Raw genomic sequence first — 25,166 nt, 5'->3', positions numbered from 1 at the left:
GGGCTCCAACAGATTGGAGACAGGCCATGATGATGATCGATATCAAGAGCCAGCCGCACCTTTCCACCGAAGAGTGGCAGGCGGTCACGGTTGCGCTGCGCGATGCCGAGCGTCTGACCTGTGCCGCCCCGCGCAATGCCAGGGAGGGCAGGCTGGCCCGCCTGTTCCGCCTGCTGACCGGCATCGAGAAGCCGACCCCGCTGGCCGATGAGCGCCTCGACACGATCCGCCGCTTCGTCTGCGCCAGCCGCCGCAACGTGCAGCGCGCCCGTGAGATCGGTGCCGAGCTGATCGCCCATGGTTACAGCAACGCTCAGATCGAAGCGCTGCGTCTCGTCGCCGCCTGAACGCGGCGACGCCCGCCTCCCCAAAGGAGAAGGGGGCGCCCCTGAAGGCCCGTCGGCCCGGCGTCAGGACAGCCGACCGAGGCGATGGTAGAGGTTGCTGAACTTCACCGATTGCGGGCTATCCTGAACCTCATGCAGATAATGGGCAACCGCCTGCCGGAGCAGCCCGAAATCCTCCGTCGAGAAGACCGCGCGGGCGCGGGCCGGCTCCGGGGTGGGCTGCGGGTTCGTCATCTGGATGGCCATGGTCTTTCTCCTTTCCCCAATGGTTATTCTGCGGCGATCGCGATGGGCGCCGCGCCTTTCCTGAACTGATCCGCCTCGGTCGATGTCGCGAGCGCGGTGGTCGAGGCGTCGGGCGCCACCGCCTGCGCCACGAGATCGAAATAGCCGGTGCCCACCTCGCGCTGATGCCGCGTCGCGGTGTAGCCCTCGGCCTCGCTGGCGAACTCGGCCTGCTGAAGCTCCGAATAAGCCGCCATGCCGCGATCCCTATAGCCGCGCGCCAGCTCGAACATGCCGTGATTGAGCTGGTGGAAGCCCGCCAGCGTCACGAACTGGAACTTGTAGCCCATCGCGCCCAGCTCGCGCTGGAATTTGGCGATGGTATCCTTGTCCAGCTTCGCCTCCCAGTTGAAGGAGGGCGAGCAGTTGTACGCCATCATCTTGCCCGGGTGCGCTTTCTGCACAGCCTCGGCGAACCGCTTAGCATCCTCCAGGTTTGGGTGGCTTGTTTCCCACCACAAGAGATCGGCGTGCTCGGCAAAGGCGATGCCGCGCTTGATGCAATGATCGACGCCGGTGCCCTCTTTCAGGCGGAAGAAGCCTTCGGGAGTGCGCTCGCCGGTCAGCCATTCATGGTCGCGCTCGTCGACGTCCGAGGTGATGAGCTTGGCGCTCTCCGCATCGGTGCGAGCAACGAGGACGGTCGGCACGCCGCAGACGTCCGCCGCCAGACGCGCCGCCTGAAGATTGCGGATGTGCGCAGCGCAAGGGATCAGCACCTTGCCGCCCAAGTGGCCGCACTTCTTCTCGCTCGCGAGCTGGTCCTCGAAGTGAACGCCGGCAGCGCCCGCCTCGATATAGGCCTTCATGATCTCGAAGCAGTTGAGCGGCCCACCGAAGCCGGCCTCGGCATCGGCGATGATCGGCGCGAACCAGTCACGCTTGGCGCCGCCTTCCGAATGCTCGATCTGGTCGGCGCGCTGGAGCGTGCGGTTGATCTTGCGGCACAGCTCCGGCCCGGCGTTGGCGGGATAGAGCGACTGGTCCGGGTACATCGCGCCCGCCGTGTTGGCGTCCGCCGCGACCTGCCAGCCCGAGAGATAGATCGCCTTCAGCCCGGCGCGGACCATCTGCATCGCCTGATTGCCGGAGAGCGCGCCGAGCGCGTTGATATAGGGCTCGCCCTTCAGCAGCTCCCACAGCTTCAGCGCGCCCTTGCGGGCCAGCGTGTGCTCGATCGCCACCGAGCCGCGCAGCCGCTCGACCTCGGCCGGCGCATAGGCGCGGCTTATGCCGTCGAACCGGCCGGCCGGGGCGGGAACGAGAGTCGCGAAATCGGTCACGGGCACATCCTCCTTCTTCGTTGGAAGAGGGGATGGGCCATCCTCCGCCCACCCGGAAGGACGATGAGTGACGGCAGGTCAGGACATGACTTGTTCAGACTGTCATGATGTGACAGTTTCTCAGTCATGACCGGGGCCGCTGATCGCAAGCTCTATCTGGGTCCGCGCCTTCGGGTGTTGCGGCGGGAACTGGGGCTGAACCAGACGCGCATGGCGGAGGAGCTGGGCGTTTCGCCGAGCTATCTCAACCATCTGGAGCGCAACCAGCGGCCGCTGACCGCGCAGATGCTGCTGCGCCTCGCCGGCACTTATGACATCGACATGCGCGATTTCGTCGCCGGCGCGAACGAGGCGGCGGCGAGCGACCTGCACGAGATCTTCGCGGACGGGCTGGTCCGCGACATCGGCATTCCGCGCCACGAGGTGATGGAGGTCGCCGAGAATTATCCCAGCGTCGCGGAGGCCGTGACCCGCCTCTACCGTGCGCTCACCGATCTGCGCCGGATGCCCGAGCGGATGGAGCAGCTCGGCTCCGCGCCGTCGCCGATGGCCTCGCCGCTCGACTGGCTGCGCGAATATCTCGACGGCAGGCGCAATCATTTCAGTGAGCTGGACGGGCTGGCCGAGACGCTGTCGCAGGAGCTGGGGCAGGGGCCGGAGGCGCTCCATGCGGGGATGCTGAAGCGGCTCGACGAGCGGCATGGCGTGGCGGTGCGCGTGGTGCCCGACGATGTGCTGGCGGGGACGCTGCGCCATTACGACTTCCACCGCCGCCGGCTGATGCTGGCCGAGCGTCTGCCTCCTGCCAGCCGGCTGTTCGGCGTCGCCTACCAGCTTGCGCTGCTCACGTTGGGCGAGGCGATCACGGAGGCCGTCCAGCGTGCCGGACCGCCCGACGAGGAGGCCGCCGCGCTCGCCCGCGTGGCCATCGCCAATTATGCGGCGGCCGCGATCCTGATGCCCTATGCGCCTTTCGCCGAGGCCGCGAAGGCGAGCCGGCATGACATCGATCTTTTGGCCGCTCGCTTCGGCGTTTCCTACGAACAGGCGGCGCACCGGCTCACCACGCTCGGCCGGCAGGGTGCGCGAGGCGTGCCGTTCTTCCTGCTCAAGCTCGATGCGGCGGGGAATGTCTCGAAGCGCTATGCCGGCGAGACGATGCCGATCGCGCGTTTTGGCGGGGGCTGCCCGCGCTGGGGCGTGCAGCGGGCCTTCCGTCTGCCGGGGGAGACGATCGCCGCGCTGGTCGAGGCGCCGGACGAGGTGCGTTATGTCAGCTTCGCCCGTGCCGTGCCGCGGACGGCGGCGCCGGGGCTGGTGACGATCGTGCTCGGCTGCGAGGCGAAGCACGCGGACCAGATCGCTTATGCCGATGCGCTGAGCGCGACGCCGATCCCGATCGGCCCGGCCTGCCATCTCTGCGAGCGGCCGGATTGCCCCGAGCGCGCGCTCCCGCCGGTCACGCGGGCGATGGACCTCCACCCATATCAGCGGCCCGCATCGCCCTATCCCTTCCGCGCGACCTAGACGCTCCGCCCCAGCCGCGTCGCCTTGCGGTAGCAGAGCATGAGCAGCGCCACGAACAGCAGCGTGCCGCCCACCATCGCGTAGGTCTCGAAGCCGTCGCCCACCACCGCGAGCGGCTTGGGCAGGCGGGTGATCGAGATCGGGATGGCGTGCGCCACGCCGAACAGGCTCTCGCCCACGATCAGGCCGGACGCCATCAGGACGCCGATGCGCTGCGCGGCGGGCGAGGGGTTCTTCTTCTCCCACCAGTGGCCGATGAACGCGCCGATGATGACGGGCAGCGTCGCCGACATCGGCAGATAGATGCCGATGCCCACCGCCAGCGGCGGCATCCGAAGCTTGCCCATCCGGCCCAGCATCCCGTCGAACGCGATCAGCACCGCGCCGATCGCCCCGCCGATGCCGATCAGGCTCCAGTCGAGATCATGGGCCAGCACGCCGCGCGCCAGCGCGCTGATGAGCAGCGCCTGCGGGGCGGGCAGCGGGCTCGGGTGCGCGGCCGTCGGGTTGCCGAAGCCATAGGCGTCGCCCAGCAGGTTGAGTACGGGCGGGATGGTGACGGCCCCGGCGATCACGCCAACCACCAGCGCCACCTGCTGCTTCCACGGCGTCGCGCCGACGAGCTGGCCGGTCTTGAGATCCTGAAGATTGTCGTTCGAGATGGTCGCGGCGGAAAAGATGATCGATGTCGCGAACAGCGCGAAGGCCACCATCTGCGGCGCGGCCTCCCTGGATACGAACGGCGCGACACCGATGGCGAGCAGCAGCGCGGCGCCGACGATGGCGAGGATGCCGACGCCCGACAGCGGGCTGTTCGACGCCCCGATCAGCCCCGCCATATAGCCGCACACCGAGGCGACGATGATCCCGGCGAGGTAGACGTAGAGCGTCCCTCCGATCGCCAGCGGCCATGCGAAGGGGGCGAGTGGGCCGCTGCCTGCGAAATGGTGGAGCAGGCCCAGCGTCGGGATCAGCAGCGCGCCGGTGATCGCGCCGACGATCGGCACGGGCATGTCGCGCTCCTCGACGGGGAGGAGCGTGCCGCCCTCACCCTTGCGCGCGCGGGACGAGGCGGCGGCCTCCTTGAGGCCCCGCACGATCGGCGCGATCAGCCGGCCGAGCGTCCACAGCGCCGCCACGCCGATCACGCCCGCGCCGATGAAGCGGACCTCGCCGCTCCACACCGACAGCGCGGCGTCGGCGGCGAGGCCCGGCGTCGCGTGCAGCCATGTCAGGAAGGGCGTCGCCACGCCGAAGCCGATGCCGAGCCCCAACAGCATCGCTGCGCCCACCGACAGGCCGACCAGATGGCCGACGCCCATCAGCGCGAAGGACAGGCCGAAATCCACGCCCGTCGCCGCCGGGCCGACGCGGAACCAGGCGAAGGCTTCCTCCGCCGTCAGCCGCATCGCGGTGAGCAGCGCGAACAGCGCCGACACGCCGGTGCCGTAGAGGATCGCGACGAGGCCGGCCTTGCTCTCCTCGACGCCGCCTTCATCGGTGCCGTCGCCGACCTTGAGCACCTCGGCCGCCGCGCAGCCTTCGGGGAAGGGCAGGTCCGATCCCGTCACCAGTGCGCGGCGCAGCGGAATCGAGAACATCACGCCGAGCAGCCCGCCCGTCGCGCAGATCAGGAAGCTCTGCCAGAAGGGGAAGTCCGCCCACCAGCCGACCATCACGAGGCCGGGCAGCACGAAGATGATCGAGCCCAGCGTCCCCGCCGCTGAGGCGACCGTCTGGACGATGTTGTTCTGGAGGATGCCCGACTGGCGCAGCGCCTTCAGCACCGCCATCGAGATGACGGCGGCCGGGATCGACGTCGCGAAGGTGAGGCCGACGCGCAGGCCGAGGAAGACGTTGGCGGCGGTGAAGATCAGCGTCAGCAGCACGCCCAGCAACAGCGCGCCGATCGTCAGTTCCTTATCCGTACCCGCCCGCGTCATGCCTGCTCCTGTGGACCGTTCTTGCGGCCCTTGTCGGCGAGCGCGGGCGTCGCGGCAACGCTTTTTCCGAAGGCGGGCGGCTCAGGAGGGCTGATGGCTGAGCTTGCCCAGCGCGCGCCAGCGGCGTTCCTCGGTGATCGCGGGCGGCTCGCCGCGATCCTCGGCCGAGGGGCGGGCGTCGCGGATCAGCGCGGTGGGGCGCAGTTCCTCGGGGATCAGGAACAGCCGGTGCCGGAGCGTGCGTGCCCCGAGCGAGGCGCGCGACGTCCACGCCACCAGCAGCGGCGCGGCCAGCAGCCCGGCGAAGATCGGCGCCATCCAGATCGCGGACTGCACGCCCAGCACCGCCGCCACCGCCATCACCCCGCCGACCGCGAGGTGCCAGCGGTTGTGCCGCGCCGCATCCGACAGGGAGATGCCGTCGGAGACGCGGTTCTGCGCCTCCCAGCCGCTCTTGCGGCCGCGCAGGATGTCGATGACGGCGAGCGTTTGCGTCATCATCATCATCGGCGCGACGAGGACGGAGAGCGGGATGTCGAGCGCCACGCTCTTCACCAGCGCCTTGCCGCCGCCGAAGCCGCCGCGCCGCTGGGGCTGGAGCAGCATCCACCACACCGCCATCAGCTTCGGCCCGAACAGCAGCACGACGGTCAGCGCCAGCAGCCAGCCGGACGGCGCGATGATCTGGATCTCGCCCTCCGAATGCGCCGCCACGATCGCGCTCACGCCGAGCAGCATCAGCCACAGCGGCGAGGTGAGATAGGCGGACGCGCCCATCAGGAGCTGGAGCCGGCTCACCCAGTGCAGCCCGGCCGTGTCGAGCACGCGCAGATGCTGGAGATTGCCCTGGCACCAGCGGCGATCGCGCTGGGCATGTTCGACGAAGGTGGGCGGATATTCCTCGTAGGTGCCGTCCTGCATCGCGACCATGTGGCACGCCCAGCCGCGCCGCCGGAGCAGCGCCGCCTCGTACATGTCGTGGCTCATGATGTGGCCGCCGAACGGCTCCGGCCCCGGCAGCTTGGGCAGGCCGCAGGCCTCGGCGAAGGCGGTGACGCGGATGATCGCGTTATGCCCCCAGAAGCTCGCCTCCGCGCCCGACCACCAGAGCAGCCCCGCCGAGAAGACCGGCCCGTAGAGCCGCGCCGCGAACTGCTGCCAGCGGGCGAACAGCGTGTCGCCGCCGATCACCATCGGGATGGTCTGGAGCAGGCCGACGCGCGGGTGGCGGTCCATGGCGGCGGCGAGGCGCATCACGGCGGCGCCGCTCATCAGGCTGTCCGCGTCGAGGATCAGCATATAGTCGTAGCCGCCGCCGTGGCGATGCACCCAGTCGGCGATGTTGCCGGGTTTGCGGCCTTCGTTGACGAGGCGACGCCGATACCAGATCGGCAGCGGGCTCAGCGCGCGCAGGCGGCGGACGGCGCGATGCTCGGCCACTTCGCGTTCGGGGCGGCTGTCGCTCAGCACGAAGATCTCGAACAGGTCCGTGCCGCCCGCCGCCGCGATCGAGCGGGTCATGGCGCGCAGCCGCGCGAAGACGGGCTCCACCTCCTCGTTGTGGATCGGGAGCAGGATGGCGGTGCGCCCCGTCGGGAGCGCGGAGGGGGCCGCCGCCGGCGTCGGCACCGATCGCCCCGACATCAGCAGCAGGAAGCCCGCGAAGGCGTTGAGGAAGCCGAAGGCGATCCAGCCGAACAGCGCGAAGAACAGCAGCATCAGCACCACGTCGATGCCGGAGATGCCGTCGCTCGACAGGCTGCGCGTGATCTCGCCCGCGCCGAAGGTGCCGATCACCAGCGTGCCGAGCACCAGCAGCAGGCGGCGCTCCAGCATCCCGTGCGGCGAGGTGCGCGGCGGGGCGACCGGATCGGGCGCGGTGTCGAGCGACTGGATCGGCATGGCGATCGGCGTCTCGCCGGGCATGTCGGGCGCGGCGTGGCTCGGCCCCCAGGGGCGGGCGGCGGCGGGACCGCCCGATCCGCTTCGGTTGTCGTTCAAGCGTCCATCCTCGTCGTGCAAGGAACGGCCGGTGCCCGCAGCCATCCGTCGATCCGCGCCGCTGTGCCGCGGCGATGCCGGTGCGACAACCCGGCCGCGTCAGGGCGGTTCCCCGCCGCGATGGGCGTGCGGTGCGTCATTGACCGGGAATCTGCGCCAGGCAGACTTCGGTGAGCGGCGTGCTGCCCTGGCGAAGGGCGGCACGGATGTCGACCGGCTCGCGGCCTTCGGGCGTGATGTCGGCCATCAGGCGCCAGCGATCGGGCTGGCCGACGACCGGATAGGCGACGACGCCCTCGGCCTTGCCGCGCCCGACGCTGAGGTCCGCGCGCACCCCGCTCGACCGGCCGAGGCCGCGGAGCGCGCTGCCCTCGAAATCGATCACGATCTTGGTGGCGCCGGCGACGACGGGCTGGCCGGGCCGCCCCGCCGCGCCGCGCCAGTCGTCCACCACGCGCGCCGGGCCTTCGGGCAGCGGCTCGCCGGCGATCCAGCGCAGGCGATAGGAAAGGTCGATCCGCTGGCCGGCCTTGGCGGGCTCGGCCGGGGTCCAGAACGCCACGATATTGTCGTTGGTCTCGTCGCTGGTGGGAAGCTCCACCAGCATCACCGAGCCCGCGCCCCAATCGCCCCTGGGCTCGACCCAGAGCGAGGGTCGCTTCTCGTAGAAGACGCCGTCGTCCTGATAATGATCGTGCTTGTGGTCGCGCTGGAGCAGGCCGAAGCCGCGCGGATCATGGTCCGCGAAGCTGTTGGCGGTCGGCCCGTTGGGGTTGGAGAGCGGGCGCCACAGGCGCTCGCCGCTGCCGTTCAGGATCAGCAGCCCGTCGGAATCGTGGATCTCGGGCCGCCAGTCGGTCGCGCGGGCGCGCTCGGCCTGATCGTACCAGAACATGCTGGTCAGCGGCGCGAGGCCCAGCCGCGCGATGTCGCGGCGCAGGTGGAGGGTCAGCTCGACATCCTGGATCACGCCCGCGTCGGTCTTGCGGTTGGTGAAGCGATAGGCGCCGACCACGCTCGGCCCTTCGAGCAGCGCGTCGACCAGCAGCGATCCGTCCGCCCCGCGCCCCAGCCAGAAGCGGGTGAAGGCGGGGAACTCCTCCGTCTCCGGCCCGCCGCTGTTGATCGAGATGCCGCGCGCGGAGAGCCCGTACTGGTCGAGCGCGCCGGCCGAGCGGAAATAGGAGGCGCCCGCGAAGGCCAGCCAGTCGCTCGTCCCCGCCGCGTTCATCGCACGGAAGCCCGAGAAGCCGCCATGGCTGCCCAGCGCCGCGAGCGGGCTGTCCGCCGGCATGTCGAACAAGGCGGGGCTGTAGTGGAAGGGCCGCGCCATATTGCCCTCGACGAGGAAGATCTCGACCGGGGTGGGCTGGAAATGGTTGATCGGGAAGAAGCGCACGCCGCCGCCCGTCGGCCCGCGAAGCTGCGTCGCGGCGGCCTTGTACTGGACGGAGTTCAGCGCGTCATAGTCGATCCGGCCGACGCCCACCGGTGGGGGCGGGGGCGGCGTCCAGGGCCGGCGGGCGAGCGCCGCGGCGTCCGCCTTCAGTCTCTCCCAGGAGAAGGGATGCGCCTCTCCCCGGGTGGCGGCGGCCCAGAGACGGCCGGATGGCAGGGCGGCGACAGCACCCAGCGCGGCGAGGAGGTCACGTCGCGTCGTGTTGGTCATAACGGGAGAGATACGGGTGCCGGCCCCCGCTTTTCAAGGCCGGGTTCAACGACATGCCCTTCGATCACACCTTGTCGGCGTAGATCATCCGTCCCTGGCCGAGCGTCGCCAGCGTGTCCTCGAGGTCCGAAGCGGAGAGGGCGAAGCAGCCTTCCGAGCGGCCGAGCTTGCCGTGCTGGGCGATCATGTCCGCGCCGACATACCAGGCCGAATGCACCACGATCGCGCGCTCCTGCACGTTGCTGTTGGAGCGATCGAGGCCGTAGAGCCGGCGCGAGCGCCCGTGCTGGCCGACATAGATGTCGCCGGTGAGATAGGCGCCGTCCGACGAGGCGGCCGATCCGACCACGTTCGAGAAGCGCGTCAGCCAGCCGGTATGCTCGGGATCGGAGCCGCGGCCGTGGGCGACGAGCAGGCTGCGGCTGCGCCCGGAATCGAGATCGACGATGTGGAAGCGCGGCTGGGAGGAGGGAAGGTCGAAATCGACGAGGGCGATCCGGTCCCGCTTCTGGATGCGGTCGCCATGCTTTTGCAGGGCCTGGAGCGCGCGGCGGAACAGATCGGGGCGGATCGTCATGGGGCTGGCGGGCATCGCCGTCGCCGTCGGGCGGGCGAGGCCGGGCAGGCCGCTGTTGATCTGGGCCATCGCCGGACCGGCGATCAGCCCCGCCGTCACAATCGTTCCGGTGCGGAGAATGTCACGGCGCGACAAAGCCGCCGTACGATTAAGACTCACCCACAAATTCCTTGCTGTTCGCCCAACTATCCCGATGCCCCTTATAACAGAGGCGGATAGTAGCCTTCGATAACAAGTGGGGATCGTTCCGGGACATTATGCGTGATTCGGCGTGGTTAACACACCGCTCGTCGCTCCGGGGCGTTCATCGCTTAAGAAGTGTGACGGATCGGTGTCGTCGTCGGCATCCGGTCATGATCGAGCGCGGCGATCATTGCGCCGTCCTGATCGTAGGGATCGGAATAGGTCTCCACCTCTCCATTCTCGTCCGGGGCGGCGGTGAAATACACGACGTAGACGGGCATCGTCTTCTGCACATGCAGCGTGCGCGTCGCATAGGTGGACATGGCATCGTCCACCCGGTCCGGGCTGGCGAGCTGGCCGGCGAGGCGGGCGATGTCCTTCACGCGGATGCAGCCATGGCTGAGCGCGCGGTCCGGCTTGTCGAACAGGGTCTTGGCGGGCGTGTCGTGCAGGTAGATCGCATAGGCGTTGGGCATGTCGATCTTCACGCGGCCGAGCGCGTTCTTCGGGCCGGGGCGCTGGCGGATGCGGATCTGCCCGTTGCCGGCGCGCCCGACGACATAGCCCTTGCTGCCCGCACGGACATGCCCCTCGGCCAGCACCGTCGGCGGCAGCGTCCACCACGGATTGACGATGACCGAGCCGACATTCGCCGAGATGAGCGGCGTCGGCGTCTTGCGCGCGCCCACCACGACATCGTGCATCGCGACCGGCGCATCCCCTTCGTAGAGCGCCAGCCGGTAGGTCGGCACGTTCACCCAGATATAGTCGTCGCCCAGCGCGCGCGGCATCCAGCGCCAGCGCTCCATCGAGGCGCGGATATGGGCGATGCGCTGAAGCTCGCTGGCGGGCGTGTCGGCGAGCGCCCGGCGCAGCGCGACATAGCGGGGATCGCGGGGCAGCAGGCCTGTCAGATAGCCGGCGAGGCGGCCTTCGTTGACGGCGTTGGCGAGATCGGCCTCGCGCGCCGCGACGGGCGGCACGGGATTGCCGATATGCCAGTTGAACTTCTCGCGATGGACGATGCGGCCATAGGCATAGTCATGCGCCAGCGCGACCGCGGACCGGGTGGCGAGCGCTTCGAGCGCCGGGCCGGACAGGCCGGACTTCACCGCATCGGCGAGCGCGGCCTTCTGGTAATCGGCCGGGCGCAACCCCTCGTCGCGGGATGCCTCGACGGCGGCGAGCAACTGGTTCACGGTCGCCGGCGACCAATGCGGCTTCGGAGGCGGCGGCGGTGGCGCGGGCTGCGCGACGGACGGGGAGGACTTCCCCGACCAGTCGTGGTGATACGCCGCCCAGCCGGCCATGAGCGTCGCGGCCGCGGCCAGCGGCAAGGTCACAGCGGCGGCGCGCGGCGTCGACATGCGGACCCCTTCGGGCGCGCCGGGGATGTCCGGCGCGGGCGCTCACCCTAGGCCCAACTCAGCGATGATGTCGATGCGTTGCTTTTCGGTGCGTCGCAGATTCGTGCTTCGCCTTGGCCTTGCTCCTGGCCTTCGTGGCGCGGGCATGGCGCGCCGGGGCGGCATGGTGGCGACGGTGGGATACGCGCCGGTCGCCGTCGTCGGCCGCGCCCTGCTCGACGGGCGGCTCGATGCGGAGCGCGGGATGGTTGAGCGTCGGCAGCATCGCGGCGACCGTCGCCGTCTGGCCCAGCGCCCGGCGATCGAGCACGGAGAAGCCCGCCTCCAGCAGCGCCGCCGCATCCCGGTTGCGCACCACGATGCTCGGCTCGCCCAGCACCACCGCGATCAGCCGCCGGTCGCCGCGCTGTGCCGAGGCGGCCAGCGTGAAGCCGGAATCGACGGTGTAGCCGGTCTTGATCCCGTCGAGCCCGACCATCTTGCCGAGCAGATGGTTGTGATTGATGAGCGTCGAGCGCTGCCACACGAAATCGCGCTCGCCGAAATAGCGGTAGAAGCGCGGATGGTCGTGGATCAGCGCCACCGAGAGGATGGCGAGATCGCGCGCCGTGGTGACGTTGGTGGAATCGGTGAGGCCCGATGCGTTGGCATAATGGGTGTTGCGCATCCCCAGCATCCGCGCCTTGGCGTTCATCATGTCGACGAAGGCGGGCTCGGAGCCGCCGAGCTTCTCGGCCAGCGCCACGGCGATGTCGTTGGCCGACTTCACCGCGACGACGGAGATCGCATTGTCCACGCTGATGCTCTGCCCCACGGCGAGGCCGAGGCGCGAGGGCTGCTGCGCCGCCGCGTGGCGCGAGACGAAGACCGGATCGCTGAGCTTGAGGCGCCCGGATTCGATCGCGTCGAAGGTCAGGTACAGCGTCATCATCTTGGTGAGCGAGGCGGGATGGCGCGGCTCGTCCGGCGCGTTGGTGTAGAGCGTCTCGCGCGTGTTCGCATCGACGAGGAACGCCGCGTAGCGCGGCTTGACCGCCTGCGCGGGCGCGATGACCCCCAGCAATATGGCCAGCGTCGTGGCTATCCAGATCGCCAGTGCGCCCGAAACGGAACGGCGCGCGGGATGTGTCGGCAAAAGCACCGCGCGCCTGCCCGTGCGCGGCGTGAAATGAGGAATCCGCAAGCTTCCAGCCCTGAAAAACGAGGCGGAGCGCCTCAAGGGAAAGATAGGCCGCGCAACCCCGATCGCCAACCGCTGATGTCACGGGCGAGCGTTTCCCGTTAACGGGTGGCCGCAGCGCCCGCGCGGTCCGCCGCCCGATCGCCGCCCCCGATGCACCGCCGGGCGAGTCGATTCGCGGGCGAATCCATTCCGGCGGCGTGTCCATCGCCCCACCCTCGACGGCGGATTTCCTTGTCTTCGCCCCGAATTGTGACGCCCTCTCCGGCGCTGTCACAGTGTCGTAACAGGGGCTACCTAGGGACGGGCCAGCCGGAGGGGAGTGCCGGCGTTCGGAGACACGCACCATGTTCAAGACTTTCGTCGCGGCCGCCGGCGTTGCCGCGCTGTTCGCATCCGCTGCGCCCGCCGCCGACATCTCCGGCGCCGGTGCGACCTTCCCGGCCCCCGTCTATGCGAAGTGGGCCGAGGCCTATAAGGCGCAGACCGGCATCGGCCTGAACTATCAGGCGATCGGCTCGGGCGGCGGCATCAAGCAGATCAAGGCGAAGACCGTCGATTTCGGCGCGTCCGACAAGCCGCTGAAGCCGGAAGACCTGAATGCGGCCGGCCTCTTCCAGTTCCCGACCGTGGTGGGCGGCGTCGTCCCCGTCGTGAACATCCCCGGCATCTCGGCCGGCCAGATCAAGCTGACCGGCCCGATGCTCGCCGCGATCTTCTACGGCCAGATCAAGACCTGGAACGATCCGGTCATCGCCAAGGCCAATCCGGGCGTGAAGCTGCCGGCGCTGCCGATCACCGTCGTCCACCGTTCGGACGGTTCGGGCACCACCTTCCTCTTCACCTCCTATCTCTCGATGAAGAGCAAGGCGTGGGCCGACAAGGTCGGCGCGTCCGACTCGATCAACTGGCCGACCGGCCTCGGCGGCAAGGGCAATGACGGCGTCGCCGCCTTCGTGAAGCAGACGCCGGGCTCGATCGGCTATGTCGAATATGCCTACGCCAAGCAGAACCACGCGGCCTATGTTCTGGTGCAGAACAAGGGCGGCAAGTTCCCGCAGCCGACCGCGCAGAACTTCGCGGCCGCCGCTGCCGGCGCGCAGTGGGCGAAGGCGCCGGGCAACTATCTGCTCCTGCTCGACCAGCCGGGCGTGAACTCGTGGCCGATCACCGGCGCGACCTTCATCCTCGTCTACAAGGATCAGGCCAACCCGCAGTCGGGCGAGCAGGTTCTGAAGTTCTACGACTGGGCCTACAAGAATGGTGATGCGGCCGCCTCGGCTCTCGATTATGTGCCGCTGCCGGCGACGGTGAAGGCGCTGATCCGCAAGCAGTGGGTCGCGAACGTCAAGGCCGGCGGCAAGCCGGTCTACGTCAGCAAGTAATATCCCTGGGCTTCGGCCGGGATATCAGGTCGTGAACGGCGGGGGTGCTGATGCGCCCCCGCCAACGCATAGGCGGGGTGAATGACAGCCACGACGATGGACATCGAGACGGCGTCCCAGCCAGCCCGAGGGCAGGGTGCGGCGGGGGAGATGATCTTCCGCACATTGTGCTTCTCGGCCGCCACCCTGTTGATGGCGGCGCTCGCGGGGGTCGTCGTCAGCCTTGCGATCGGCGGATGGCCCGCCTTCCGCCAGTTCGGCATCGGCTTCCTCTTCTCCAGCGAGTGGAACCCGGTCACCGAGGTCTATGGCGCGGCCGGCCCGATCGTGGGCACGATCGTCACCTCGATCCTCGCGCTCGTCATCGCGCTGCCGCTGGCGCTGGGCGTATCGGTGTTCCTCGTCGAATTCTGCCCGCGCCGGATTTCGCGCCCGATCGCCATCGCGGTCGAGCTGCTCGCCGGCATCCCCTCCATCGTCTATGGCATGTGGGGCCTGTTCGTGCTGGCGCCCTGGTTCGCGCTGCACATCCAGATGCCGCTGTTGATGGACCTCGATCCCAACGGCCTGCTGGGCCAGCTCTTCGCGGGCATCCCCAACGGCGCCAACATCTTCACCGCGTCGATGATCCTCGCGATCATGATCCTACCCTATATGTCGGCGGTGTTCCGCGAGCTGCTGCTCACCATCCCGAGCCAGGTGCGCGAGGCGGCCTATGGCCTCGGCTCGACCAGCTTCGAGGTGGTGGCGCAGGTGATGCTGCCCTATGTCCGCCGCGGCACCGTCGGCGTCATCATGCTCGGCCTCGGCCGCGCGCTGGGCGAGACGATGGCCGTCACCTTCATCATCGGCAACTCGCACGGCTTCCCCCATTCGCTGTTCGACAGCGGATCGACGATCGCCTCGACGATCGCCAACGAGTTCGCCGAAGCCACCAGCGACATGCACACCTCCGCGCTCGTCGCGCTCGGGCTGGTGCTGTTCCTGCTGACCTTCGCGGTGCTGGCCACCGCCCGCGCGCTGCTCGCCAGCGACAAGCACTGAGGACGGATCGCATGGACCGCGCGCTTCGCCGCAAGATCACCAACAGCATTTTCGTCGGCCTGTGCGGGGCCGCGACGCTGATCGCGCTCGGCGCGCTGGTGTTCATCCTCTGGTCGCTGGTCGTGAACGGCATCGGCGGCCTCGACCTCAACATCTTCACCATGACGCAGCCGGCGCCGGGCTCGGTCGGCGGCCTCGCCAACGCCATCACCGGCTCGATCTTCATGTGCGCGATCGGCATGGTGCTGGCGATCGTGGTCGGCATCCTCGCCGGCACATGGCTGGCCGAATATGGCGGGCAGACGCCTTATGGCCACGCCGTCCGCTTCCTGAACGACGTGCTGCTCTCGGCCCCGTCGATCCTCGTCGGCCTGTTCGTCTACGAAATCCTGGTGCGGCCGTTCCACGGCTTCTCGGGCTATGCCGGCGCCGTGGCGCTGGCGCTGCTCGCGGCCCCGATCGTGACGCGCACCACCGAGGACATGCTCACCCTCCAGCCCAACACGCTGCGCGAGGCGGGCATGGCGCTGGGCGCGGGGCGCGGCTTCGTGATCCGCTCGGTCATCTGGAAGGCGGCCGGCGCGGGCCTCCTCACCGGCGCGCTGCTCGGCTTCGCCCGCATCTCGGGCGAGACGGCGCCGCTGCTCTTCACCTCGCTCGGCAACCAGTTCTTCAGCGCGAACCTGACGCAGCCGATGGCCAGCCTGCCGACCACGATTTTCCAGTTCGCCCTTTCGGCCTATGACGACTGGCGGCGCCTTGCCTGGGTGGGCGCGCTGCTGATCGCCGTGGCCGTGCTCGCCGTCAACACCATCGGGCGGATGCTCGCCCGGGAGACGCATCGCCCATGAACGACGTAGCCCCCGCCTCGATGATCTCGGCCTCGACCGACGCGCCGATCATGCATGTGCCGCCGGCCGACACGCTGGTGCTCGAAGCCCGCAAGCTCGATTTCTTCTATGGCAAGAACCAGTCGCTCTTCGGGGTGGACCTGCCGATCGAGCGCAACAAGATCACCGCGCTGATCGGGCCTTCGGGCTGCGGCAAGTCGACGCTGCTGCGCGCGCTCAACAAGATCTACGATCTCTATCCGGGCCAGCAGGCGACCGGGCGCATCCTGCTCGACGGCAAGGACATCCTGTCCGATCGCGGCAGCGTCGCCCGTCTGCGCGCGCGGGATGGTGATGTGCAGATCGATCCGGCCAATCTGGACGTGTCGGCGCTGCGCGCGCGGATCGGCATGGTGTTCCAGAAGCCGACGCCCTTCCCGATGTCGATCTACGACAATGTCGCGTTCGGCGTGCGGCTCTATCACAAGAAGTCCAAGGCCGAGATGGACCAGATCGTCGAGCGCTCGCTGCGCCGCGCCGCTCTGTGGGACGAGGTGAAGGACAAGCTCTCCTCCTCGGGCCTCGGCCTGTCGGGCGGGCAGCAGCAGCGCCTGTGCGTCGCGCGCGGCATCGCGGTGGAGCCCGAAGTGCTGCTGCTCGACGAGCCGGCCTCGGCGCTCGATCCGGTGTCGACGGCGAAGCTCGAAGAGACGCTGATGGAGCTGCGCAACGATTTCTCGATCGTGATCGTCACGCACAACCTTCAGCAGGCGGCGCGCATCTCCGATCACACGGGCTTCATGTTCCTCGGCAAGATGATCGAGTTCCGCCCCACGGCCGAACTGTTCGAGCGCCCGCAGAGCACGCGCACCCGCGATTATGTGACCGGCCGCTTCGGCTGATCCCTCCCGGCGGTTCAAGGGAAAGGGGCGGCTCCGCGATGGCGGGGCCGCCCCTTTTCCATGCATGTTGGATTTGCGGGCGCGGCTTTCCCGGCGAAAAGGGGTGGCCGGCGCGGCCGTCATCAGCCTGACGGCGGGGCGGGCGGTGCCGGGGCTCTTGCGAGCCGGTGGCTGGCCCTGAAGGGTTTGGCGGCTGCACCGGGGGACTTTCGGCGTGATGCGAAAGGCGCCGGTGCAGTGGCCCGGTGGCGGGAAGATACGCGCCGGCCGTGCCACGGCGTGATCGGCGCCGTGGCGGGTGAGCTTATAACCTAATTGGTTATCGATGTCAAGATCAGCACTCGACGACGTTGACCGCGAGGCCGCCGAGGCTGGTTTCCTTATACTTGCTCTTCATGTCCTCGCCGGTCTGGCGCATCGTCTCGATCACCTGATCCAGCGACACGATGTGCCGGCCGTCGCCATGGAGCGCGAGATAGGCGGCGTTGATCGCCTTGATCGCGCCCATCGTGTTGCGCTCGATGCAGGGAATCTGCACGAGCCCGCCGATCGGATCGCAGGTGAGGCCGAGATTATGCTCCATGCCGATCTCGGCGGCGTTCTCGATCTGCCGGTTGCTGCCGCCGATCGCCGCCGCGAGCCCTGCCGCCGCCATCGAGCAGGCGACGCCGACCTCGCCCTGGCACCCCATCTCGGCGGCCGAGATCGAGGCGCGCTTCTTGTAGAGGAAGCCGATCGCCGACGCGGTGTAGAGGAAGGTCCGTGAACCGGTGTGGTTCGCGCCGTGGACGAAGGCCTCGTAATATTTGAGCACGGCCGGGATCACGCCCGCCGCGCCGTTGGTGGGGGCCGTCACGACGCGGCCGCCGGCGGCATTCTCCTCGTTCACGGCGAGCGCGTAGAGGCTCACCCATTCGAACACGAGGCTCGGGTCCGCGCGGGGGCCGCGCTCCAGCAGCTTCTCGCGGATCGCACGGGCGCGGCGCTGGACCCGGAGGCCGCCGGGCAGTTCGCCCTCGCCCTTGCAGCCGCGATCGATCGCCCCGAACATCGCCGCGCGGACGCGATCGAGGAAGGCGTCCGTCTCGGATGCATCCCGCCACGCCGCCTCGTTGGCGCGCACGATGTCGGCGATGCCGAGCCCGGTCGCGTCGCCCGCCGCCAGCAGCTCGGCGGCCGAGTTGAAGGGGTGGGGCACGGCGACGTTGACCAATGCGGGCTGCTCGCCCTCCATGCGGATCGCGCCGCCGCCGATCGAGTAATAGCGCCGCGTGATGCGGCTGCCGTCCGCCAGCACGGCGGTGAAGGCCATGCCGTTGGGGTGGCCGGGCAGGAAGCTCTTGTGGAAGACGAGGTCTTTCGCCTCGCAGAAGGGGATGTCGGGGCCGCCGCCGAGCGGCAGCGTGCGCTCCTCGCGGATGCGGGCGACCAGCGCGGGCACGCTGTCGGGATCGACTCCCTCGGGCGTCTGGCCGGCGAGGCCGAGCAGCACGGCGCCGTCGGTGCCATGGCCGCGTCCGGTGAGCGAGAGCGACCCGTACAGATCGCACTTCACGCGCACGGGCAGCAGGCCGTCGTCGATCAGGTGGCGCGCGAAGGCATAGGCCGCGCGCATCGGGCCGACAGTGTGGGAACTGGATGGGCCGATGCCGATGGTGAACAGGTCCATCACGCTGATGGCCGGGCCGGGCACGGACTCGGGCGGGGTATTCAGGCTTCTCTCCATGGCGCGCGCTATGCGCTTTCCCTGTGACAAAGGCACGCGCTTGATATTGTCAGATAAATAACGCTAGGGCTGGCCGCCGAAGGAGAGACGATGATGGCGCAAGCGGGGTTCAGGCTGGGTCTGGTGGGGATCGGGAAGATCGCCCGCGATCAGCATCTTCCGGCGATCGCGAAGGGCGGCGATTTCGATCTGGTCGCGGCGGCGAGCCGCAACGCGACGGTCGACGGCATCGCCAATTTCCGCGACATTGAGGGGATGCTGGAAGGCGTGGAGCTGGATGCCGTCTCGCTGGCGACGCCGCCGCAGGGCCGCCACGCCATCGCCACCGCCGCGCTCGCCGCCAAGCGCCACCTGATGCTGGAGAAGCCGCCGGGGGCGACCGTCTCCGAAGTGCGCGACCTCGCCCGCTTCGCCGCCGCGCAGGGCGTGACGCTGTTCGCAAGCTGGCATTCGCGCGAGGCCCCGGGCGTCGAGGCGGCGCGGGCGTGGCTTTCCGACAAGGCGGTCCGCTCGGTCCGCATCGCGTGGAAGGAGGATGTCCGCCACTGGCATCCGGGGCAGGAGTGGATCTTCGAGGCCGGCGGGCTCGGCGTGTTCGATCCCGCGATCAACGCGCTGTCGATCGTGACGAAGGTGCTGCCCGGCGCGCTGGTGCTGGAGCAGGCGGTGCTGCACGTCCCCGCCAACCGCGCCGCGCCGATCGCGGCGGAACTCGATATGCGCCATGGCGGGGAGGCCCCGGTCCGCGTCGAGCTGGATTTCCTCCAGACCGGCCCGCAGACCTGGGACATCGCGATCGAGACGGATGCCGGAACGCTGATCCTGCGCAAGGGCGGCAGCGAACTGGAGATCGCGGGCGAGGCGATCGCGCTGGAGCCGGAGCAGGAATATGCGCGCCTCTACGCCCATTTCGCCAAGCTGATCCGCAAGGGCGAGAGCGATGTCGATCTGCGCCCGCTGGAATTGGTGGCGGACGCCTTCCTGCTCGGCCGGCATGAGCGGGTGGAGGCGTTCGAGTTTTAGGCTCGTCACCCCGGACTTGATCCGGGGTCCAGAGCTTCAGGCGAAGTGGTTCGCCGCTCTGGATGCCGGATCAGGTCCGGCATGACGGGGGAGGGCTTCAGATACCCGCATACCACTGGTAGCCGACATTATCCTCCCAATAGCCGCCCTTGCCGCCATAGAGGCCGGCGAGGGTGGCGACCGCCTCGACGCGCATCACATATTTGGCCTGCTTGTAGCCGAGCTGCCGCTCCACCCGGAGCCTGAGCGGCGCACCGTGGCCGACCGAGAGCGTCTGCCCGTTCATCCCCCAGGCGAGGATGGTCTGCGGATGGAAGGCGTCGATCAGGTCGATCGACTCGTAATAAGGGTGATCGCCGAACGTATCCGCGCAGTGGAAGACGATGTAACGCGCGTCGCGGCGCAGCTTCGCCTGCTTGAGCAACATGCCCAGCGGCAGGCCCGTCCACTGGCCGATCGCGCTCCATCCCTCGACGCAATCGTGGCGGGTGATCTGGGTGCGGCGGGGAAGGCCCCTGATCTGGGCGAGCGAGAGGCTCATCGGGTTGGCGACGAGGCCGTCCACCGCCAGCCGCCAGTCCGCGAAGTTGTTGGCGGCGTGGGCGGCATAGTCGGCGGAGGCGGGCTGGGTGTTGCCGTTGGTGCGGAACACCGGCGACATGTCCGCGGCGGAGAATTCCTGCGCCAGCGCCGCGCGGTTGGAGATCAGGCGCTGCGCCGAATAGGTGGCCTTTTCGCCGAGGCCGAGCAGCGCCTGCCCGGTGGAGGACGACGCGACCTTGTCGCAGCCGGACAGCATCAGGCCGCCCGCGCCCACGCCGAGCGAGCCGATCAGCCGGCGGCGGGTGAGGTGCAGCGTCATTCGCCTTTCTCCCTGGGCAGGCGATAGCGGCCGGTCAGCATCGAACGCACCTCGTTGAACGGCCCGGCCAGCACCACCATCAGCAGATGCACCGCGATGAACAGCACGAAGCCCATCGCGCAGAGGAAATGGATCGAGCGCGCCGACGGCCGCCCGCCGAACAGCGCCGGCAGCCACGGCCACGCCGCGTCCATCGCGGGCGACATGGTGAGCCCGGTCAGCACCACGCCCGGCAGCAGCACGAACAGCACCGACAGATAAGCGATCTTCTGGAGGATGTTGTAGCGCCGTGCCGCCTCGCCGGTAGGGAAGCGGAGGCGCACGTGCTGGCCGATGTCATGGAGCAGGTGCGAGGGCTTCAGCTCCGCCGCGCGCGGCGCGAGATCGCGCTGGAAATGGCGGCTCGCGAAACCCCACGCCCAGTAGAGCAGCCCCGGCACCACCAGCAGCCACGCGAAGGCGAAGTGCCACTGGCGCGCGCCGGCGAGGTTGTAATGCGCGGGGATCGTCGCCCAGGGCGGGAAGGCGACGAAGCGCCCGCCATGCGGCGTCACGCCCAGCAGGCCGGGGGTGGGGATATGGAGCGGGCCGACGCGGAGATGGCCGGGCGTGATATCCAGCCAGCTATGATCGAAATTCGCGCCATATTTCCCCCAGTAGAGATGGGGATGGGCGTTGAAGATCATCAGCCCGCTCATCAGCATGACGAACAGGCTGAGCGCGTTGATCCAGTGCCACACGCGCGTCGCGATGCGGTGGCGATAGACGATGTCGCCGCCCCGCGCGGGGGGCGGCGCCTCCGACGGGGCATCGTTCGCCATCATGGGCCGCTCCTTCATTCACCCTCCGGCTTCTCTTCCCCATCCATTTCGGCCATGGAGTGGTTTTGGTTACAAAGGTTAGCCCCGCCGGTGGCTGGCGCAATATTCAGTATCAAGGAGCGTCATTTTCCTACCGTGACGTCACCCTCTCCCTCTGCTTTATCGAGTCGCATTTGACGCTGATCCAGATATTGTCATTCGCGCTGATCGGCGGCGCCGTGGCCGCGTTCGCGTGGGGGCGGTTCCGTTACGATGTGATCTCGCTGGTCGCGCTGCTGGTCGGCGTGGCGATCGGCGTGGTGCCGGCCAAGCAGGCCTTCACCGGCTTCACCAGCGACGTGATCGTGGTGATCGCCTCGGCGCTGGTGGTGAGCGCGGGCATCGCGCGTTCCGGCGTGATCGAGACGGCGATCCGCCCGCTGCTGTCGCGCCTGAAGTCGCTCAGCGTGCAGGTGCCGGTGCTGGCGGGCGTCACCGCGATCCTGTCGATGCTGACCAAGAATGTCGGCGCGCTCGCCATCCTGATGCCGACCGCGCTCAAGCTCGGCCGGTCGGAGGGCAGCTCGGTGTCGGCGCTGCTGATGCCGATGAGCTTCATGTCGCTGCTCGGCGGGCTGGTGACGCTGGTCGGCACGTCGACCAACATCATCGTCAGCCAGGTGCGCGAGGAGACGATCGGCAAGCCCTTCGAGATGTTCGACTTCGCGCCGGTGGGGCTGGGGCTGACGCTGGTCGGGCTGGTGGTGGTGAGCATCTGCTGGCGGCTGCTCCCGCGCGACCGGACGGGGAATGCCGGGCTGGAGGAGGTGGCGGCGGCCGCCATCTATACCACCGAGGCGACCATCCCCGACGATCTGCCCGAGGGACTGAGGACCATCGCCGATCTCGATCTGGAGAAAGGCGGCGTGACGCTGATCGCCATCGAGCGGGCCGACGGCCAGCGGGTTTCGGCGCTGCCCGACCGCACGCTGACGCCGGGCGAAGTGCTGGTGCTGGAAGGCTCCGACGAGGAGCTCGGCCAGCTTTTCGGGCGGCTGCCGCTCAAGCAGGCGCGTTCCGAGGAGAAGCTGGAGACGAGGGAGAAGGAGGAGGTCCGCACGGTCGAGGCGGTGATCCAGCCCGACTCGCCGCTGATCGGCCTGTCCGCCCAGCGCGCGCGGCTTCAGGAGGAGCATGGCATCAAGCTGCTCGCCGTCGGCCGCTCCAGCCAGCGCATCACCAAGCGGCTGCGCGAGGTGACGCTGCGCGCCGGCGACGTGCTGCTGGTGCAGGCTGGCGAGAAGGCGTTGCCGCCCTTCCTGGCGAGCCAGATGCTGCTGCCTCTGGCGGAGCGCGCGGTGCGGCTGGGCAACCGGCGCCAGCGCTTCGGCCCGGTGCTGATCCTCGCGGCGGCGATCCTGCTGGTGGCGCTGAACGTCGCCCCCGTCGCGGTCGCCTTCTTCGGCGCGGCGGTGGCGATCGTGGTGATCGGCGCGCTGCCGATGCGCGAGGCCTATGACGCGCTGGAGCCCGAGGTGCTGGTGCTGATCGGCGCGCTGACGCCGATCAGCGAGGCGGTGCAGCATACCGGCGGCACCGGGCTGATCGCGGCGGGGCTGGCGCATCTGCTGGCCGGCGCCGCGCCGATCCTCGTGCTGGGCGTGCTGATGGTGACGGCGATGGCCTGCTCGCCCTTCCTCCACAACGCGCCGACCGTGCTGGTGCTGGGGCCGATCGCGGTCTCCGTGGCGCAGCGGCTGCATCTGAGCCCGGACGCCTTCCTGATGGCGGTGGCGACGGGTGCGGGCTGCGATTTCCTCACCCCCATCGGCCACCAGTGCAACACGCTGGTGATGGGGCCGGGCGGCTATCGCTTCTGGGATTATGGGCGGCTGGGGCTGCCGCTCTCGATCATGGTGATCGCGGTGGGCGTGCCCCTGATCGCCTGGGTGTGGCCGCTGACCTGAGTCAGGCGGCCGGGCGGAGCCGCACCGCGATCGACTTGTAGGAGGGCGTGCCGCTCTTCCCGTCATAATCGTCGATGGCGAGCAGCAGGTTGGCCTCCGGGTAATAGGCCGCGACCGATCCGCGCGCGATCGGGTGCGCCACCGCCGTCTGTCCGGCGAGCACGCGGTCGCCGGCGATCACGTCCACCTTGTCGCCATGGGCGAGGCCGATCGCGGCGAGATCGTCCGCATGGGCGAACAGCACGTCGCGCCGGCCGGTGATGCCCCGGTAGCGATCGTCGAGGCCGTAGATGGTGGTGTTGTACTGATCGTGGCTGCGGATTGTGGTGAGGGTGAGGGGGCCGTCGTCGCGCCCGTCATCCTCGTCGATGCCGGGGAAGGGGATGAAATGCGCCTTGCCGTCCGGCGTGTTCCATGTCCGGGTCGAGGCGCCGACGGTCAGGCGGAAGCCGCCCGGCACGCGGATGCGGGCGTTGAAATCGCGGAAATCGGGGAAGACCTGTTCGATCTTGTCGCGGATATGATCGTAGTTGGCGATCAGCCCGTCCCAGTCGACGCGCGTGGCGGGCAAGGCCGCCCTGGCGATGCCGGCGACGATCGCGGGCTCCGAGCGGAGATCGGGCGAGACCGGCTTCAGCTTGCCGCGCGAGGCGTGGACCATCGACATCGAATCCTCGACGGTCACCCATTGCGGGCCGCTGGCCTGCATGTCCTGCTCGGTGCGGCCGAGGCAGGGGAGGATGATCGTATCCCCCTTCGCGGTCAGCAGGCAGGTGCGGTTGAGCTTGGTGACGATGTTCACCGACAGGTCGCAATTGCGGATCGCCTGGAAGCAGGCCTCCGGGTCCGGCATCGCCACCGCGAGATTGCCGCCGAGCCCGATGAAGGCGCGCGAGCTGCCGTCCAGCATCGCCGCGATCGATTCCACCGCGTTATGGCCATGCTTGCGCGGCGGTGCGAAGCCGAAGGCCTTCTCGATGCCGTCGAGCAGCGCATCATTGGGGATCTCGGTGATGCCGACCGTGCGGTCCCCCTGCACGTTGCTGTGGCCGCGCAGGGGGCAGATGCCCGCTCCGGGTTTGCCGATATTGCCGCGCATCAGCAGCAGGTTGGCGATCTGCTGCACATTCTCGGTGCCGTGGCGATGCTGGGTGATGCCCATGCCGTAGCAGAGGATCACGCGCTCCGCCTTGATATAGACCGCCGCCATGCGCTCGATCGCGGCGCGGGCGAGGCCGGAGCGGCGCTCGATCTCGTCCCAACCGGTCGCCTCGATATCGGCGCGCAGCGCCTCGAAGCCGGTGGTGTGCCCGGCGATGAAGGCCTTGTCCTCGGCGCCGGCGGCGAGCACGACCTTCATCATCCCCTTCAGCATCGCGGCATCGCCGCCGACCTTCACGAGATGATATTCCGACGCGAGCGGCGTCGCGTCGCCGGGGATCAGCATCTCGACCGCGTGCTGCGGCGACTTGAAGCGTTCGAGCCCGCGCTCCCGCAGCGGGTTGGCGACCACGATCGGCACACCCCGGCGCGCGGCGGCGCGCAACGTCGTCAACATGCGCGGATGGTTGGTGCCGGGATTGTGCCCGATGCAGAAGATCGCGTCGCACTCGTCGAAATCGTCGAGCGTCACCGTGCCCTTGCCGACCCCGATCGACTGGGGGAGGCCGACGCTGGTCGCCTCGTGGCACATGTTCGAGCAGTCGGGGAAATTGTTGGTGCCGAACTCGCGGGCGAGGAGCTGATAGAGGAACGCCGCCTCGTTCGACGCACGGCCCGACGTGTAGAACTCGCATTGATCGGCATGGTCGAGCGCCTGCATCCGGGCGCCGATGCGCTGGAAGGCCTCGTCCCATGCGATCGACACATAACGGTCCGTCGCGGGATCGTAGCGTAGCGGATGGGTGAGGCGGCCGGCATCCTCGAGCGCGTGGTCGGTCCAGTTCCACAGCTCCGAGACGCTGTGCTGGGCGAAGAACTCCGGCGCGACGCGCTTGGTGGTCGCCTCCCACGTCACGGCCTTGGCGCCGTTCTCGCAGAACTCGAAGGAGCTGGTGTGCTTCGGGTCCGGCCAGGCACAGCCGGGGCAGTCGAAGCCGTCGGGCTGGTTCATCTGGAGCAGCGCGCGGGTGTCCGTGCTGGTGCCCATCTGATCCCGCACCGCACGCGCCACCGCGCCGAGCGCCCCCCATCCTCCGGCCGGGCCGTCATAGGGTTCGACGCCGGGGGTGGTTTCTTCGGTCATGATGGCCTCGATCGGGATGG

20 protein-coding genes are annotated in these 25,166 nt (G+C 69.0%); 8 read left to right on the top strand and 12 right to left on the bottom strand.

Annotation, left to right across the window (positions count from 1 at the left end):
• The first annotated feature begins 26 nt into the window (after nucleotides 1-26).
• A complete protein-coding gene (locus FHS98_RS05955) occupies nucleotides 27-347 on the top strand; it encodes a hypothetical protein (RefSeq protein WP_167101451.1) in 321 nt (106 codons plus the stop codon).
• Between the two features lie 63 nt (nucleotides 348-410).
• Here the strand turns inward: FHS98_RS05955 and FHS98_RS05950 are convergent, their stop codons facing one another.
• The gene (locus FHS98_RS05950) at nucleotides 411-593 is read right to left on the bottom strand and encodes a hypothetical protein (protein ID WP_167100414.1); all 183 of its coding nucleotides are present in this window, start codon (nucleotides 591-593) and stop codon (nucleotides 411-413) included.
• Between the two features lie 23 nt (nucleotides 594-616).
• Nucleotides 617-1,915, bottom strand: coding sequence for an isocitrate lyase (gene aceA, locus FHS98_RS05945; RefSeq protein WP_167101448.1), 1,299 nt, complete (start codon nucleotides 1,913-1,915; stop codon nucleotides 617-619).
• 126 nt (nucleotides 1,916-2,041) lie between these two features.
• On the opposite strand from aceA, the gene FHS98_RS05940 reads away from it, so the two are divergent.
• The gene (locus FHS98_RS05940) at nucleotides 2,042-3,442 is read left to right on the top strand and encodes a helix-turn-helix domain-containing protein (RefSeq protein ID WP_167101445.1); all 1,401 of its coding nucleotides are present in this window, start codon (nucleotides 2,042-2,044) and stop codon (nucleotides 3,440-3,442) included.
• Here FHS98_RS05940 and FHS98_RS05935 read toward each other — a convergent pair.
• From FHS98_RS05935 to FHS98_RS05910, 6 genes are all read right to left on the bottom strand, one after another.
• Nucleotides 3,439-5,385: an OPT family oligopeptide transporter gene (locus tag FHS98_RS05935; RefSeq protein ID WP_167101442.1), complete on the bottom strand. Its 1,947-nt coding sequence runs from the start codon at nucleotides 5,383-5,385 to the stop codon at nucleotides 3,439-3,441. The genes FHS98_RS05940 and FHS98_RS05935 overlap by 4 nt on opposite strands.
• An 81-nt stretch (nucleotides 5,386-5,466) precedes the next feature.
• Nucleotides 5,467-7,386 carry a glucans biosynthesis glucosyltransferase MdoH gene (mdoH, locus tag FHS98_RS05930; protein ID WP_167101439.1) on the bottom strand — a complete coding sequence of 640 codons (1,920 nt, stop codon included), beginning with the start codon at nucleotides 7,384-7,386 and terminating at the stop codon, nucleotides 5,467-5,469.
• A gap of 136 nt (nucleotides 7,387-7,522) precedes the next feature.
• Entirely contained in the window at nucleotides 7,523-9,055 is a 1,533-nt protein-coding gene (locus FHS98_RS05925) for an OpgD/OpgG family glucan biosynthesis protein (protein ID WP_243847871.1), read from the bottom strand.
• A gap of 64 nt (nucleotides 9,056-9,119) precedes the next feature.
• Entirely contained in the window at nucleotides 9,120-9,731 is a 612-nt protein-coding gene (locus FHS98_RS05920; RefSeq protein WP_167101774.1) for a murein L,D-transpeptidase catalytic domain-containing protein, read from the bottom strand.
• A gap of 212 nt (nucleotides 9,732-9,943) precedes the next feature.
• Nucleotides 9,944-11,182 (bottom strand): L,D-transpeptidase family protein, encoded by a 1,239-nt coding sequence (locus tag FHS98_RS05915; RefSeq protein WP_167101436.1) that lies wholly within the window; start codon nucleotides 11,180-11,182, stop codon nucleotides 9,944-9,946.
• Nucleotides 11,183-11,240: 58 nt separating this feature from the next.
• Nucleotides 11,241-12,323 carry a D-alanyl-D-alanine carboxypeptidase family protein gene (locus tag FHS98_RS05910; protein ID WP_341786031.1) on the bottom strand — a complete coding sequence of 361 codons (1,083 nt, stop codon included), beginning with the start codon at nucleotides 12,321-12,323 and terminating at the stop codon, nucleotides 11,241-11,243.
• Nucleotides 12,324-12,709: 386 nt separating this feature from the next.
• Between FHS98_RS05910 and pstS the strand changes: the two genes are divergently transcribed.
• From pstS to FHS98_RS05890, 4 genes are all read left to right on the top strand, one after another.
• Entirely contained in the window at nucleotides 12,710-13,747 is a 1,038-nt protein-coding gene (pstS, locus tag FHS98_RS05905) for a phosphate ABC transporter substrate-binding protein PstS (RefSeq protein WP_167101430.1), read from the top strand.
• 81 nt (nucleotides 13,748-13,828) lie between these two features.
• Complete coding sequence (pstC, locus tag FHS98_RS05900; RefSeq protein WP_243847870.1) at nucleotides 13,829-14,791, top strand: phosphate ABC transporter permease subunit PstC; 963 nt, start codon at nucleotides 13,829-13,831, stop codon at nucleotides 14,789-14,791.
• Nucleotides 14,792-14,802: 11 nt separating this feature from the next.
• Nucleotides 14,803-15,642, top strand: a complete 840-nt coding sequence (pstA, locus tag FHS98_RS05895) for a phosphate ABC transporter permease PstA (RefSeq protein WP_167101427.1) — start codon at nucleotides 14,803-14,805, stop codon at nucleotides 15,640-15,642.
• Nucleotides 15,643-15,662: 20 nt separating this feature from the next.
• Complete coding sequence (locus tag FHS98_RS05890; RefSeq protein ID WP_208402065.1) at nucleotides 15,663-16,523, top strand: phosphate ABC transporter ATP-binding protein; 861 nt, start codon at nucleotides 15,663-15,665, stop codon at nucleotides 16,521-16,523.
• A gap of 334 nt (nucleotides 16,524-16,857) precedes the next feature.
• Here the strand turns inward: FHS98_RS05890 and FHS98_RS05885 are convergent, their stop codons facing one another.
• Nucleotides 16,858-18,249: an L-serine ammonia-lyase gene (locus FHS98_RS05885; RefSeq protein WP_167101424.1), complete on the bottom strand. Its 1,392-nt coding sequence runs from the start codon at nucleotides 18,247-18,249 to the stop codon at nucleotides 16,858-16,860.
• A 90-nt stretch (nucleotides 18,250-18,339) separates the two neighbouring features.
• Between FHS98_RS05885 and FHS98_RS05880 the strand changes: the two genes are divergently transcribed.
• The gene (locus FHS98_RS05880) at nucleotides 18,340-19,272 is read left to right on the top strand and encodes a Gfo/Idh/MocA family protein (protein ID WP_167101421.1); all 933 of its coding nucleotides are present in this window, start codon (nucleotides 18,340-18,342) and stop codon (nucleotides 19,270-19,272) included.
• 97 nt (nucleotides 19,273-19,369) lie between these two features.
• On the opposite strand, the gene FHS98_RS05875 is transcribed toward FHS98_RS05880, so the two are convergent.
• A complete protein-coding gene (locus FHS98_RS05875) occupies nucleotides 19,370-20,134 on the bottom strand; it encodes a molybdopterin-dependent oxidoreductase (protein WP_167101418.1) in 765 nt (254 codons plus the stop codon).
• Complete coding sequence (locus tag FHS98_RS05870; protein WP_167101761.1) at nucleotides 20,131-20,955, bottom strand: cytochrome b/b6 domain-containing protein; 825 nt, start codon at nucleotides 20,953-20,955, stop codon at nucleotides 20,131-20,133. Before FHS98_RS05870 ends, FHS98_RS05875 begins: the two co-directional genes overlap by 4 nt.
• A 173-nt stretch (nucleotides 20,956-21,128) precedes the next feature.
• Here FHS98_RS05870 and FHS98_RS05865 point away from each other — a divergent pair, with 173 nt between their 5' ends.
• Complete coding sequence (locus FHS98_RS05865; RefSeq protein WP_167101415.1) at nucleotides 21,129-22,901, top strand: SLC13 family permease; 1,773 nt, start codon at nucleotides 21,129-21,131, stop codon at nucleotides 22,899-22,901.
• 1 nt (nucleotide 22,902) lies between these two features.
• Here FHS98_RS05865 and FHS98_RS05860 read toward each other — a convergent pair whose 3' ends face one another.
• The gene (locus tag FHS98_RS05860; RefSeq protein WP_167101412.1) at nucleotides 22,903-25,146 is read right to left on the bottom strand and encodes an FdhF/YdeP family oxidoreductase; all 2,244 of its coding nucleotides are present in this window, start codon (nucleotides 25,144-25,146) and stop codon (nucleotides 22,903-22,905) included.
• Between the last annotated feature and the right edge of the window lie 20 nt (nucleotides 25,147-25,166).

Origin of the sequence: Sphingomonas oligoaromativorans (assembly GCF_011762195.1) — a bacterium.
Taxonomy (GTDB): Bacteria; Pseudomonadota; Alphaproteobacteria; order Sphingomonadales; family Sphingomonadaceae; genus Solisphingomonas; species Solisphingomonas oligoaromativorans.
The sequence above is the reverse complement of the archived record's forward strand: the minus strand, read 5'-3'. Positions and strand labels throughout refer to the sequence as shown.

Excerpts from the sequence above, each read along its gene's own strand:
- FHS98_RS05955 (WP_167101451.1), top strand. The coding sequence starts at position 27 with ATGATGATGATCGATATCAAGAGCCAGCCGCACCTTTCCACCGAAGAG.
- FHS98_RS05950 (WP_167100414.1), bottom strand. The coding sequence starts at position 593 with ATGGCCATCCAGATGACGAACCCGCAGCCCACCCCGGAGCCGGCCCGC.
- FHS98_RS05940 (WP_167101445.1), top strand. The coding sequence starts at position 2,042 with ATGACCGGGGCCGCTGATCGCAAGCTCTATCTGGGTCCGCGCCTTCGG.
- FHS98_RS05935 (WP_167101442.1), bottom strand. The coding sequence starts at position 5,385 with ATGACGCGGGCGGGTACGGATAAGGAACTGACGATCGGCGCGCTGTTG.
- FHS98_RS05925 (WP_243847871.1), bottom strand. The coding sequence starts at position 9,055 with ATGACCAACACGACGCGACGTGACCTCCTCGCCGCGCTGGGTGCTGTC.
- FHS98_RS05915 (WP_167101436.1), bottom strand. The coding sequence starts at position 11,182 with ATGTCGACGCCGCGCGCCGCCGCTGTGACCTTGCCGCTGGCCGCGGCC.
- pstS (WP_167101430.1), top strand. The coding sequence starts at position 12,710 with ATGTTCAAGACTTTCGTCGCGGCCGCCGGCGTTGCCGCGCTGTTCGCA.
- pstC (WP_243847870.1), top strand. The coding sequence starts at position 13,829 with ATGACAGCCACGACGATGGACATCGAGACGGCGTCCCAGCCAGCCCGA.
- pstA (WP_167101427.1), top strand. The coding sequence starts at position 14,803 with ATGGACCGCGCGCTTCGCCGCAAGATCACCAACAGCATTTTCGTCGGC.
- FHS98_RS05890 (WP_208402065.1), top strand. The coding sequence starts at position 15,663 with ATGATCTCGGCCTCGACCGACGCGCCGATCATGCATGTGCCGCCGGCC.
- FHS98_RS05885 (WP_167101424.1), bottom strand. The coding sequence starts at position 18,249 with ATGGAGAGAAGCCTGAATACCCCGCCCGAGTCCGTGCCCGGCCCGGCC.
- FHS98_RS05880 (WP_167101421.1), top strand. The coding sequence starts at position 18,340 with ATGATGGCGCAAGCGGGGTTCAGGCTGGGTCTGGTGGGGATCGGGAAG.
- FHS98_RS05875 (WP_167101418.1), bottom strand. The coding sequence starts at position 20,134 with ATGACGCTGCACCTCACCCGCCGCCGGCTGATCGGCTCGCTCGGCGTG.
- FHS98_RS05870 (WP_167101761.1), bottom strand. The coding sequence starts at position 20,955 with ATGGCGAACGATGCCCCGTCGGAGGCGCCGCCCCCCGCGCGGGGCGGC.
- FHS98_RS05860 (WP_167101412.1), bottom strand. The coding sequence starts at position 25,146 with ATGACCGAAGAAACCACCCCCGGCGTCGAACCCTATGACGGCCCGGCC.